This window comes from Haloprofundus marisrubri (assembly GCF_001469955.1).
Taxonomy (GTDB): Archaea; Halobacteriota; Halobacteria; order Halobacteriales; family Haloferacaceae; genus Haloprofundus; species Haloprofundus marisrubri.
Map to the genome: position 1 here is coordinate 55421 of NZ_LOPU01000004.1, position 13368 is coordinate 68788.

Here is a 13368-nt window from a genome sequence, read left to right on the forward strand (position 1 = left end):
CGACTCATACCACACTCTGAGTTCAGCCTTAGTATTTATATCTTGAATCAAGCTCTTGGACTCGACCAACCCTTTGTTTCAGTACTCTACGTTACCGAGCCACACGTCCCCGCTTGGTAGCTGCAAGTCTGTTTGGTGAAGATCCAATGATGACTCACAGACAACATATTCAGATAGAAGACATTATATATGTCTGACTTTCACTCCTTATAACGACTGACTGTCAACGTTAACCATGCTACCGAATACATGATTGCTCTCAACAGAAGTGCTATCCAATGAGACCAGGCAATCTGGGCGACATCGCTACAGATAATACCCTTCCAGGAACGCGGTTTCGTGATGATTGGCTAGACGAAATCCCAGAAGTCCAATGGCCCGCATATATCGATGACTCCGCAGAGTTGCTTCAGCGTGGGATCAAAATTGGAGACACCGAACTCACAAGTGGAGATTTTGCCTCTGAGACAGCCAAGTATTATCGCTCCGGACTTGCAGCTTCCGGCGACATCAATTCGAATTCAACATCTCTTCCGCTCGGTAATGTACGCGATGTTGATCTCGGGGCTGTTGCATGGGCCTTTACGAAACTCAAGCGCGAAATCCACGAATCAAAGCACACCAACTTCAAAAACACAAGCCGAGCGATCGAAGCAGTTCTGAATAAGTCTTTGCTTGCATCTGTTGAAGAGGGTTTACTCAGCGGCGATCAAATAGAAACGATACGGCTTCCAGAGAATGCTGACGTTGTAGACCTCGTGTACGAAGTCTTTTGCAGGCCTCGCAGTCAGGGCTATGTTGATAGCCTAATTGAACTTGCAAGAGAGAGTCGGGCAGAACCGGGTGGACTGCTACAACGACTCGAAGAACCGAGAATGGTTACTACGCTGTGGCCACATCAGCGTGAAGCCCTCTCTTCATGGCTTGAACACGATTGTAGAGGATATGTGGACATGGCAACTGCCACTGGCAAAACTGTACTTGGGTTAGCAGCGATTGCACATCATTTTGGACGTGTCCATCCACAGGATTCTGATGTCGCTTCAAAATCGCATCGTCCGACCCAAAGGGGGCGCTCTACAGTACTCGTCATCGCTCATCGTGACATCATTCTCGACCAATGGAAACGAGAGTTTGACCACCACCTCAATATTCCTGAGCAAAGTTCGACTCGTGACGGCGCTCACACGGTTTCATTCGAATGGGGTGACATCCACTTTTGGACTCCCAAACGGGCTCTGGAACGAGGTGTTCCAAATGCGGACTTAGTTATTCTCGACGAGATGCATCATTATCTCGGGAGTTCTGGGTTCGGTAGTATTCTTGACGAAACCGATGGGCATTTGCTAGCGCTATCTGGATCGGTTGAGGGAGATAACGAGCGTACACTCGAACGGAGAGAATTGCCGAAAATATTCGAATTCAGTCTTCAGGACGGTCAAGAGCTGGGAATCATACCGCACTGTAGCTGGGATATTTGCTACGCACCTTACGAAAGCCACTCAGCCTTAACTGAAGTGACAGAAAGATATCGGAATGGATACGAATCATATCATGATGGCCCATCTGAAGTGAATCTGAACAAAGTCGACGGCTACGAAAAAGTCGATTTTGAATTTGAGACCATGAGTGAAGCGCGTTCAGTTGTACAGTCTAACGCGGGCAAATCGCTGAAAGAGTATGACTATGACTTTCGTGAGTTTACCTCTTCGGTCAAATCGAGACAACTGACTCGGTATAGTCTTTCACCGACGCTCACTGCAATTTCTGACTTAGTACTGGAGCACATCTACGAGAACAAGTGTGTAGTACTTCTGGAAAGCGGTGACGAGGTTTCGACGATTGAATCCACTCTCAAACGGGAGCTAAGTGATGAGCATGATGAATTGGTCTACTCAGTTTCTTCAGATGACTCTGACGACGCTCTTTCAATAGTAGAGTCATTTGACGACCATTGTGAGCACGGCGCTCTGATTGGAACCGGGAATACGCTTGGTGAGGGAGTGGATATCAAAACCGCGGATGTTGGTATCAATCGTGGTCGTGGACGACTCAGCCGGTCTCTGATCCAACGTTTCGGACGGATTCTACGTAATCCAACTGGAGACAAGCGAGCTCAGTTCCACCATATTGTGAGCCTCCCCACTGAGTCCGAAGCAATGCTCCCTATAGAAGACGGGATTGATTTGCTGGAAATGTCAAGTCAACTTCTCGCGTGGGGGAATCAATTCGATGCACAGCCAATTTTCCATGCAGGGGGTGACCAATCGGCTGTGAGGGCTGCGCTAGCGAAGTTAGAGCAAGCCGGAGCAAACGGCATTCAAACTCGACGACCAGACAAATACGAGTTCTCGGCGGACTCAGCGACGAAAGACAGACTCGAAGAGCTACTCGAGAAAATCGACGCAGTCACGGACGAATCCGTTCTGTTGAAGATTGAACGAGAAACAAATTCTCGTTCGGATGGACCGAATAACTCCTCTAGTGACGAAGAGTCTCTCATCTCAGGATATAACCGGCCAAGTACAATTCAAATAGACAAGTGGGTGGCTCAGCTACTATCACACGTTATAACTGACAAACCAGTTGGTACAGTGATATCACAAGCGGTAAGACACTCGCTTCAGAGCGACTCTACTACCGTGGAATATCGCGATCGTTTGAACGAGCATGGACATACTGCTTCTCTAAACCCTGCACTATCCGTCTTAGCTGCCAATGCTGCTGGCTCTCGAAACTCCGGTCGTATTGGAGGATTTGTACAGGCCGCAATCATTGAGTATCTCTATGAATCGTCCGAAATTAGCTTCTCGGTCGACCATCTTCCTGAGGTCATTGCTGAGCCACTCAACCGATATCAATCGACTAAGTGAATTATGAAACAACAACTCATCAAATACAGCTGTCTGGTACTAGCAGCTTTTGCAGTGGTTGGAACTGCTATAGAGTTACTTCCAATCACGATAGGTGGCTTTGGTATGGTTTTTGGACTATTGGGGGCTGCCGCTATTTCTGTCCACTCAGGGAATACCACAGAAAGCTCATCGACATCAACCCGAGAACTCGAGCGTACTGTCACGGTTGAGCGTACTGTACCTAAGTCAACTTCCACGGAATATCAATACACGTCAAGTAACTCAGAGAACACGGAAGAAGAACTTGACTCAGAGATAAACGAGGGAGAAAATCCACAAGAAGCTACTTCTACAAACCTTGAAGACTCTGCAGATTTGGGTGTTCTTGAAACGGTGAACCTAACAACAGAAGAATCACTCAACAGTTCTGGATATCAAAAAATAGATGATCTTCGCTCAATATCTCGTGATGAAATCGCAAGTGTTCCCGGAATCGCTGCTCCACTAGCTGTACTGATTCACAACGAGGCCAGCGGGCTCTTTGAAAACGATTCAAAAGAGCTAGAGGATCTCCAAGTACGGTTTGAGGCTCTTCAAGATGAAATACCCAAAGCAGAGCTCTCGACAAAAAATAATCCCCTTAGCGCTCATCCAGCACTCCAAGAAGCAATACGTCTTCACTCAGAAATCACCCGCCAACTCGAACAAACAAGTTCAGATGTCCCCGAGGTTGACACTGCCAGTCAGGAGATAGGAAATGACATCGAGAGAATTCAAAATGATCTCAAAACCTCTCGAAGGGTCCAAACAGCCTTTATCAATGAGATTGAGCAGACAAACGATTTACTTACTGAGGGAAAATCCAAACTGTCTGATGGTCAACTCAACGCTGCTGGAGTCAAACTAAATGCCGCACGGGATGCAGTCACCGAGGCAAACAGTATCACAAACGAACACCCAGCAAGAGTGCTTCAGACCTACTCCACTCTATCCTTTTCGTCACCCTCACTCATCGATGTCCCAGGAATAGGCTCTAAACGAGAAACTAAATTGAAGAAGGCAGGAGTCAGCTCACTGGAAGAGTTAATAACCACGCCTCAAGCAACCCTACTTGACATCGAGGACATTCCAGCTGGTACGCTTGAAATAATCTATAAGAATGCAAAAGATGCACTCACAACACCGCTAGATGGTTTATCGAATGAAATATCTGGACAGAAAGCAAGGTGTGAGAAGCAACAGGACATACTCGAGAGAGCCGACTCGATAATCGATACTGCACGCACAAAAATTACAACTGCAAGATGTCTGAGCCAACAGCAGCAGTATTCCGAGTCGATCGAGACTCTCGAAACTGCAGAGTCGTTGCTCACAGACCTGCTTAACTCAACTCGCTTCCTTTCGGAAGATCAGACAAACACCATCAGATCGTTACGAAATACGATTGAGACAGAGCAGGTACAACAGAGTAGAGATGAGGTGAACGAAGCTGTGTCATCAAAGCTCGAAAGCTCTCGTGAGCATGTCAAATCTGGTGATGATGCCTTTGAGCGTGGCGACTATGAGCTTGCAGCCAAACTCTACGAACAGGGTACCTCCACTATTGAATCCGCTACGAGCCTCACCGCTGATATCTCAGAGCCAAATAAGACCGAATTACAAGAATCACCTGAGGAACTCAGTTCCCGACACTCCCGGATTGACGAGCGGAAGGAACGAGCTGAACTTTGGCAGCTAATGGAGGAGGTTGAGGCACTCGTCGAATCTGCGAATTCCGAATATGCTGATGGATCTTTTGAAAGTGCCATCGATGAGTTCCGATCCGCACTCGGAATTTGCAGAGGCGCGATTGAGAGCTTCGATTTATCTGATGTTTGGGAAGTCAAACAACGAGAATCACAGATTGAAAATTGCCTTTTCGAGGTCCAGGAATCACTTGACCAAGAAATCCAATCTTATCAATCCGAAGCAGCCGGACATCTTGACCGAGCGACTGAGCTACTGAATCAAATCCAACAGCATAGGGAGGTAGATGACTTGGTAGCAGCCTACGAAGCATACCAGCGTGTTGCTGACCTTCTTGATTCGGTCGAATCGCTTCTTGACGACGACGAAGTTCAAACAGATGAGCTCAAAGAACGGCTTCATACTGTAACACAGAAGCTCAGCCGTGTCGAAACGCAGCTCAAAAGTGAAGGGCGGAGCTCCGGAATCTCTGATGAAGTTAGCAAGCGTGACCTCCTCGATTATATCCAGGAGCTAACAACTACGTTTGGAGAACCACCTCGTGCAGAATTTATCAACGTGTACGGTGACTACGAACTTAGTACGTTCAAGAGATCATTTGGTTCGTGGAATGGCGCACTGAAGACAGCAAACGTAGGCCAAGTCGATAAACAAGCGCGTCTTCGACGAACATACTCTCGTGTCAATATTCTTGATGCAATTGTTGAACTTACAGACGACCTTGGACACGTACCCTCACTCACGGAAATGAACGCGAAGGGCAGAATGAGTACCACGACTGCTGCAACTCGGTTTGGAGATTGGGAAACTGCACTCCAGTTCGCCGGCGTTACCAATCAGGACTCGTCAAGAGAGCGTGGTAGCGATACGCAATTAAGCAGATTCGATCTGGTGATGGGTCTTATAGAACTTAGTGAAGGACTTGAACGAGTTCCAACACCAGCAGACATAGATGTGGCCGAATTTACACAGGGTGATTTGGAGTCCGAATTTGGATCTTGGGAGCAGGCGCTTGCGGCAGCCGGTGTTTCGATCTAATAAAAAAATTGTCACTATCCAGCCTGATATCGCACCGATAGCTCATGTGAGTTTGTGAATATTTGGCTTCAGTAAGAAGTTTCATATCCCTACGATTATGATTCTTCATCAATCTCTGCCTGCTCTTGTTATATCTTGTGCGGGCATCAAGTCATCATGCAATTTGTAGATCGAAATACGAATTTCGACCGAATCGACCCGGAAGTCCGCCCGCTCATCACCGGGATGCTATTGAATCAGCAGATTTTGGGGCCAGACCACGAGAGCCCCTCATACGTTACCTCTGCACTCAAATATACACAACAACGTCAAAAGCGGCGGAATACAAGCGAGTATACTGGCGACGATGAGTTCGTCAAAAAGATCATTGAGATTTTTGACTTTCCACCGTTAGACTTCCAGGTAAATAGTTGGCAGACAATTGACAACCTTGCCGGTGAACAAAACAACAATAGCGACACCAGAGCCGCAATTCTCTCTGCTCCGACCGGGTTTGGAAAAACCGAAGCGTTTCTCGGGCCACTCTACCAGCTCCTTTTAGAACAGCGACAAACATCAAGTGCAATTGTCTACCCTAGTCGAGCACTCCTCCAAGACCAGCTTGGACGAGTTCTTGAACATCTCCATGATATCCGAGAGACGACCGGAGAGAGGCTTTCTGTCGGTGTCTATGTCGGTAAAATGCCTTACAAGATGGAGGACGTCGAGACCAACAAGCGATTCTTCAAGCGCTCTGGAAGTCGTCCCCGATTTAAGTTGTCAAACTGCTGGTGTGGTGGAGATGGAGAAAGTAATGCATTTGAGTATCACGGAAACTCTCAGTCGTACGTTTTAAAGTGTGAAAACGAACCGAGCCACTGCTTTACAGATGAAGAGCTTGTCTTGAGTCGGAGAGACATGATAAACGGCGAGCAGCCAGATATCATTCTCACGACGCTCGAGTCGCTCGAATTGTTCGGTCTGAAACCCAATTATGACCTCGTTGATAATATTGACACCATCGTCCTCGACGAGGTTCATCTGTATACGGGTCTCCGCGGTGCACACACAGCAAACATCATCCAGAATATAAACCACGTAACTGAGCAGAACCTCCTCTGGATTGGTTCGAGTGCAACAATTGACGATATGCGTCGGTTTGGTGAGAAAATATTTGGCGTCTCTGGCCGCAATCTCCGCATCCAATCGCCACCACCTTCGGATTTTGACCAAACGCACACTGATAAGGAGCACTATCATTTCCTGCTCGCGCCAGAAGATGGACCCGGTGCTTCTTCGATGGCGATTCAGCAGCTAATGCTTCTCGGACACTCGTTGTTAGAGAACGACGATAGCGGCCGGTCGAAGTTGCTCTCATTTATCGATAGTATCTCTCAGGTCAATCAGAAGCACTCACAGCTAGTAGACGCTGATTCGACCACTGAACTCTGGAAATACCACACTGGAGATGAAATTGATCCAGCAGCCGATTGGCGAAATGTTGCTTCCGAAATGGATCACACATTCATCGAGGAACCACTCGATTTCCTTCGTGTGTATTCCGATGAAGGATTTGATGCTGACTCTGCAGCGGATAGTGATGTTCTTCTTTCGACGTCGTTTCTCGAAGTCGGTATCGACGTTGGTGAAATCAATATCGTCTCCCAATATCGTACGCCGTGGGATCTCTCGTCATTCATCCAGAGGGCGGGCCGTGCCGCGCGAAAAGAAGGGATGGACTCTCACATCTTGGTCTTCCTCTCCAATCTGACAAGCGATGCTAACATGTTCTACCGCGCAGACCGTTTCCTTGGTTCTGAAATCCGGACTCCACTCAAGACGGATAATGAAGTGGTTGAGTGGATTCACAACCAGTTCCGGTCGTTCCATCGAGTCTCTTCTGAGGTACATGACAACCGGCACGACTACCTTGAGCGTAGAGAAGAGGAGCTTGCATTCCTTGAGCAGTATCTCGTCGATGAACTCGAATATCAGACCTTGTATAAACTGATAACTGAACCAGACGTCTTCTTCAGCGAGCATCTCAGTACTGATACCACTTCGGAGCCGCTCCTATCGGAGGCTATTATTAAAGAGGCAAAAGCGGATCTGAGAGTACATTTGGATCGACTTGCTGAGGATTTTGAAGATATTGAGGAGTTCTTCGACTTAGAAGATGGGCAAGTTGTTCGTACCGACAACGCTGTTGATTCGTTCATCGATGTGGTAAGAGAGCGGACACTACAGCTTATACAGACCTACGAGGACAGACTTGACGAGTACGAAGCCGAACTCCGCTCTGCTAATGACCCCAAAGCAGACACGGCTGATGAGATTCGAGAAGAGCTCTCAAATCTACGGACTGGGGCGACTTCCACATCTGTGGGGCCGGTTTCTGAGCGAGTGATGTCGTATTCGTCTCTATTGGCAGAACTGTATGGTCATGTTAGCAAACTCATGATGCTCCGCAACGCTGCTAACCAGCAGAGTTCAGACACTGTCTCACCGCTTGGAATGGAGAAGCTCAACGATGTCCAACAGGCGGTTACACAACTCGAAAGTCTGGCTGAAGACAGCAGGATACAGGAGTATTTTGAGACTCAAAAACAAGTGTATTATCTGGAGCAATCGCTGGAGCAACTCTCAAATTACGTAAAGAACGACGTTGCTCACTATAGCCTCTACTTTGTCAAATCACTACTCCGCTCGGCGTACTACTTGGATCGCTTCTTGCGGATTGAAGGAAAGCGTCTTGGTGATGAGGTCTGGTACGTCCCGCCCTCGTACTTCGAGGATAGTGGCAAATACGTCACTGTTTTCGAGAATGGACAGCAAATCGGTGGACAAGAAGAATCTATTGACAGTCTGGTCACATCACTCGTCCCGTACCGGAGTGAGTACCAAGCGACTGGTGACCAACTCAAAATGTTCCTACCAAAAACAGACGTCGTCAAAGGAAGTATCCAATTCGACTTTGACGATATCCCTGGCGAAGAGCGAGATGGTGTTTTGATCCCAGACTCAATCACCACAGAGATGGTAACCGACCTTAGTGGCGAACGTGCACTCAATATCGTTCAATATTGTCCAGAGTGTCTTTCACTTACTGACGGTCGATGTCTACGCCACAACGAGATTGAAGAAGGAAAAATCCATGCTGACCCCGAGGTACGCACTACACTTCAGGACCGGCAGACCGAAGATCAGACTGGCCACCTACAACTTGCCGATGTCACCGGACGTGTTTCACTTGAGGGTGTCTCTCTACAGATCACACCGGCATCTTACTTCGGCTCCGATTCAGGATATGGTTTCGACGGACGTGACCGTATTGAGCGAGAAATCACGAGCCCCTCACCACCGCTTGGCTTCGTCCTTGATACACGGAGCTTGATATTCGGACTTGGTGACTTTATCTCCTCTCTTGACGAAGAGGTTCACAGTCGTGTTGCACGACACAAAAATTTCGACGACGTTTCATTTGAGTACGTTGTCTATCACACCGCAGCGCACTTCTTCCTCCAGTTGATTTCTGATGTTAGTAGTGTCAATACGACCATGCTCTTTTACGGCATGGATGAATCCAAAGAGGAAGTCTTCGTCTTCGAGCGCACCGAAGGTGGTCAAGGAGTCGTAGATTTGGTTTATGACGAAATTGAGAATGATCCTGCACGGATACTTGAAGCGATTACTCGAATTGGATACAATCCCCAGGTGATGAATGAGTCAATTTGGTCGGATTCTGACTTCATAATGGACTTGTCCACGACATCAGCGTCTGAAGAGAGTATAGATAGTTTACTTAAGAATTATCTCGATCTACCCTACCAAGGTATCCGACAACAAGTAGTCCAAGAGATAATCTCGACGCACGACCGGGCAGAGCAGCTTGCGAAAAACGAAAACATCGAGTTGCTTCAAGCCTACAATATCAAGCATTGTGTCGCTAGTGAACAAATCAAAGGATGCAACTCCTTCCCGAGGGATGCTGTAGCCGAGTTAGAATTCGGTATTAGCGACTATGACCGAGTGAAGACGCTATTCTATTCTCCAGATATCGATGGCTGTGTCGAGAATCTCCAGCTGTCAGAATGTATATCCGGTCACGATCAAAGCGATGCACTCAGCTATATTATTGTCGAAGAACTTCGAGAATTTCTAATCGACCGTGTTCCAAGCTCAGACGCAAGCAAAGAGATGTTTGACCGAGAAGCAATCCCTGCTGGAGAATTCAATGACACGAGCATTTTCATTAGCTTCTAAAAGCTTAGGATACTTCATCGGCTATACGCTGCTGCATGCCGACGAAATCGCCATCTGTTCGCCTTGGCTGAGTAATGTGGAGCTACGGTTCCCAGTAAATGATGCTCTCACGAAACGGCGTATGACGCTCTCAGAAGCTCTAGCTCTGCGGACTAATCTCGAATGCCGGGTTTATATTCGAGCCGGAGAGAAGCACAATGAATATATCTGTAATCAACTCTCGGGGATTGCAGAGATTACTGAAGTAGAGAATCTCCACGCAAAGGCAATTGTGACTGATGAATTCGTCTATGTTGGTTCTGCCAATATAACAAGAAATGGACTTCAGCTCAATGTTGAACTTTGTGAGTTAATTGAAAATGAATACAGTGACGTTACCGAGTATTTAGACAAAGAGCTGGGACTTCGAACTTAGTGTATTCTAACCATCCCCGCTTTGGGACACTGATTCGATTTGCAGTTGGCTTGGAACTACAATTTGTAGAGTACTGCTGCTGCCACATTGTTCAGTGAGTACCTCATTGATCTGATCTTCAGTATTCACAATATCACTAGTATCCAGGGTCGTGAACACACCACTCCCCTCATCTTGTGTCCAGAGCGCGACGTCCCCGATAACACGGCAATCGTCAGTATTGTCTACAACCGTACTCAGAGCAAAGCTCAGTTCGATACTGGGATTCTCCGGTCGGATCTCTGGTGAGACTAGGTCTGAGAATATGTATTCTACTTTTGCATCCAGTCGGCGTACAAACCGACGCAGCTTGCGTTGCGCTAACTGTTGGCCCTCTTCTTGAGACAGACTCATCAAAATCCCTCGAAGGTGTCGTGCATCATTTCCTTGAATGAAAATGCGACTTTCCCAGTCTTCATACTCCTCGGGTGCTCCTCCCTGTCGAAGATAGCGAAGGAGGTCTTTGTACAACTCCGCTCTTCGTTCGATAGCGGTCTTGAGTTCTGTCTGCACAGTCTCGCTAACGACGATTTCGACTGACTCTGATTCAAGTAGTTCAACGGTGTGATCACGTTCCCACTCCTGGAGAAGATAGTTGAGGAGGATGCAAGTGTCTGCGAATACATCCTCTGCGTAAACAGAATCCTCAGTCATTCTTTTCGAGATATAGCCTTGTGGCTTTCAGCAGCTGTTCATTAGTTTCGGTTTCGCCGATTGAGGGGAAGTCTGCGAAGGTCGGTTTAAGATCGAACTGGTCAAGCTGTTCTGTTAGTTGCTCACGCTCTGTTTCGATTCGCGTTTCAAATCCTACAGCTTCTCTTTGTCTTGATGTGCGTATCTCCTCGGCTGCAGGTCCTGTTGCAGTTTCTGCGGAGATTATGAGACTGGGGTATCTCCAGACATAGTAATAGAAGAATTCGTTCAATGCTTTCACTGAACCAAGATGGTGGTGTGTAAAGGTTGATCGCTTTGTCAGCATCATCATCGTATCTTCGATAAGCTCTGTTCCTTCGAACACCGGGTCGAATGTCTCTTCGAGCTCTGGTAGGTCGCTAAGGTAGTAGTGAAAATCAGAAATAGAGAGCCCTAACGCGCGATCAATTTCCTCGAGGTCATCGCCGATATCTATCCCCCTGGTTGCAGTTTCGACAACATCGGTTAGACGTTTGAGCTGTGCACGAATGTGTACACACTGTACATAGAGTTCTCGATACCGCTCGGGAGCATGATATTGGTAGAAATTTTGTAAGAATCGGTTGGTCTTCTGTGTCCAGAGTCGTGGAATTTCCTTTTTGAAAAATGAAATGAGCTCTTCTTCGGTAGTATATGGCGAGAGTACAGAACCATCGTCTGCTGAGTGTCCTATTGAAGGTGATTTTGAGCTCACTGTGTCTGAAGGTGCTGCAGTGAGATCATCTGGAGTAAACGGGTCGTCAGGAACGACAGACCCTGCAAGGTACCAACTATATGTGACAGGGAGACTGTAGTTGTCAATCGCTAAGTAGAGTAGTTTCTGTAGTTTTGTTTTGTTTGCGTATTCAGGACTGACATCCTCGAGGTCCTCAATCGCAGCGCTGACAGCATGCTGTATCGCACTGACGAGTTCTTGCTCTGAATCGGTAAGTGTAGACATCTAAATCGAGACTTTGGTATCTGCTTGCTGTTGATTGATCATGGAACGCGTATATATGTTCGTGTATCTATAATTCAGAGACTTGTGGATTCACTGATCCTCATCTACGTTTTGAGGTGGCAAACGAGTGTCGTCTAAACATTTATATACATATCATTGCAATACTCATAACAGATACTCTGAATTCGCGGGCTCTGCCCATCGGCCCTGTTGCGAACCGCCAATACAAAGACAGAACGCCTGAATTCACTCCAGCGGCAGTGCAGCGAAACGCTAGCTCACTCTCAAGCATCTGCTGTAGCACGCACAGACACATCCGATTATAGAGTTACAGCCAGTTCTACGGCCTTAGATTGCAAACTGGTGCCCTCCAGCAACGCCAAAATCCTACTTCTCCGAAATAGGTACACCAACAATTCTGGTAACACGCAACCATTTGCGAGCGTTCCCCCACCCGGTGAGTAACAAAGCAAACTATCGCACGTACAGCTTACAGCCACCCCAAACCGCTCACCAAAATGTCCGTCAGCAACCCCATCCGACTCGCATCGAACCATCACCGACAACCCACAATCGATTCAGAAGCATGCCCTGAGTGTGACTCCACGACTCTCGTCAAAGACCACACTGTCGAAGCGGTCTGTGACGAATGTGGTCTCATTATAGGTGGCCCGAAAATCGTCTATTCACAGCCCAGCTGGATTGAGTGGGAGGATCGGAGACACGGGCCAGCGCAAGGCAAACTCTGGAGAGACGCTGGCTCTACTTTTGATGGAACACGTTCTCGACGATACCGCCGGCTAAAAAAGCAGAATATGCGTGCTGCCTACCAGGGAAATACGGATCGCGTTGCTAAGAGCGAGATTCGACGCATGGGGAGTTCGCTAGACGTCCCAAAGACTGACCAGAAACGAGTTGCATTCCTCTTCGAAAAAATCTCTAACAAAGGACTTCTGAAAGGTCGAGCAATCGAATCTGTTGTCTCCGCGTGCTTCGTCATCGTCAGCCGTGAACAACGGTCAGCACTCGCTTTTGCTTGGGTCGCAGAAGTATCCCACTCTGAGAAGAGAGAGATAATCAAGATATATCGACGCCTTGTGTACGAACTCGAGATTGGCGTCCAACCCCCGAAAGCAAGGCAATACATCTCACGTATTGCAACGCGTGTTGGAGTCGACACAACGATTCGGAGAAAAGCTGAACAGCTGCTATCAGCTGCAGAGAACGCTGGAATCGGAAATGGACAGAGTCCACCCGGCCTTGCCGCTGGAGCTCTTTACATCGCGCTTCGCGAGGCGAATAGTGCAGTCACACAAGCAGAAATCAGCAAGGCCGCAGCAATCAGCGTCCCGACCCTCTCGAAACAATATCAGCGTATCGAGGACGTCACAGAATCATAA

Annotated in this window: 6 protein-coding genes; 5 read left to right on the forward strand and 1 reads right to left on the reverse strand. The window is 47.6% G+C overall.

All coding sequences use genetic code 11. From position 1 onward, the window contains the following. Positions 1-278: 278 nt before the first annotated feature. The 4 genes from AUR64_RS19740 (at position 279) to AUR64_RS19750 (ending at position 10296) form a co-directional block, all read left to right on the forward strand. Entirely contained in the window at positions 279-2873 is a 2595-nt protein-coding gene (locus tag AUR64_RS19740) for a DEAD/DEAH box helicase (protein WP_082230512.1), read from the forward strand. 3 nt (positions 2874-2876) lie between these two features. Beyond that, entirely contained in the window at positions 2877-5639 is a 2763-nt protein-coding gene (locus tag AUR64_RS19745) for a homing endonuclease associated repeat-containing protein (RefSeq protein ID WP_082230513.1), read from the forward strand. A gap of 156 nt (positions 5640-5795) precedes the next feature. After that, positions 5796-9881, forward strand: a complete 4086-nt coding sequence (locus tag AUR64_RS01190) for a DEAD/DEAH box helicase (RefSeq protein WP_058580127.1) — start codon at positions 5796-5798, stop codon at positions 9879-9881. Next, positions 9853-10296 carry a phospholipase D-like domain-containing protein gene (locus AUR64_RS19750; RefSeq protein ID WP_240479559.1) on the forward strand — a complete coding sequence of 148 codons (444 nt, stop codon included), beginning with the start codon at positions 9853-9855 and terminating at the stop codon, positions 10294-10296. The genes AUR64_RS01190 and AUR64_RS19750 overlap by 29 nt, the downstream gene beginning before the upstream one ends. 685 nt (positions 10297-10981) lie before the next feature. Here the strand turns inward: AUR64_RS19750 and AUR64_RS01200 are convergent. Further along, the gene (locus tag AUR64_RS01200) at positions 10982-11968 is read right to left on the reverse strand and encodes a hypothetical protein (RefSeq protein WP_058580129.1); all 987 of its coding nucleotides are present in this window, start codon (positions 11966-11968) and stop codon (positions 10982-10984) included. Positions 11969-12486: 518 nt separating this feature from the next. On the opposite strand from AUR64_RS01200, the gene AUR64_RS19755 reads away from it, so the two are divergent. Continuing rightward, on the forward strand, positions 12487-13368 hold the full coding sequence (locus AUR64_RS19755) for a transcription initiation factor IIB (RefSeq protein ID WP_082230515.1): 882 nt from the start codon (positions 12487-12489) through the stop codon (positions 13366-13368).

Coding starts and splice junctions, on each gene's coding strand:
- AUR64_RS19740 (WP_082230512.1), top strand. CDS start 279: ATGAGACCAGGCAATCTGGGCGACATCGCTACAGATAATACCCTTCCA.
- AUR64_RS19755 (WP_082230515.1), top strand. CDS start 12,487: ATGTCCGTCAGCAACCCCATCCGACTCGCATCGAACCATCACCGACAA.
- AUR64_RS01200 (WP_058580129.1), bottom strand. CDS start 11,968: ATGTCTACACTTACCGATTCAGAGCAAGAACTCGTCAGTGCGATACAG.
- AUR64_RS01190 (WP_058580127.1), top strand. CDS start 5,796: ATGCAATTTGTAGATCGAAATACGAATTTCGACCGAATCGACCCGGAA.
- AUR64_RS19750 (WP_240479559.1), top strand. CDS start 9,853: ATGACACGAGCATTTTCATTAGCTTCTAAAAGCTTAGGATACTTCATC.
- AUR64_RS19745 (WP_082230513.1), top strand. CDS start 2,877: ATGAAACAACAACTCATCAAATACAGCTGTCTGGTACTAGCAGCTTTT.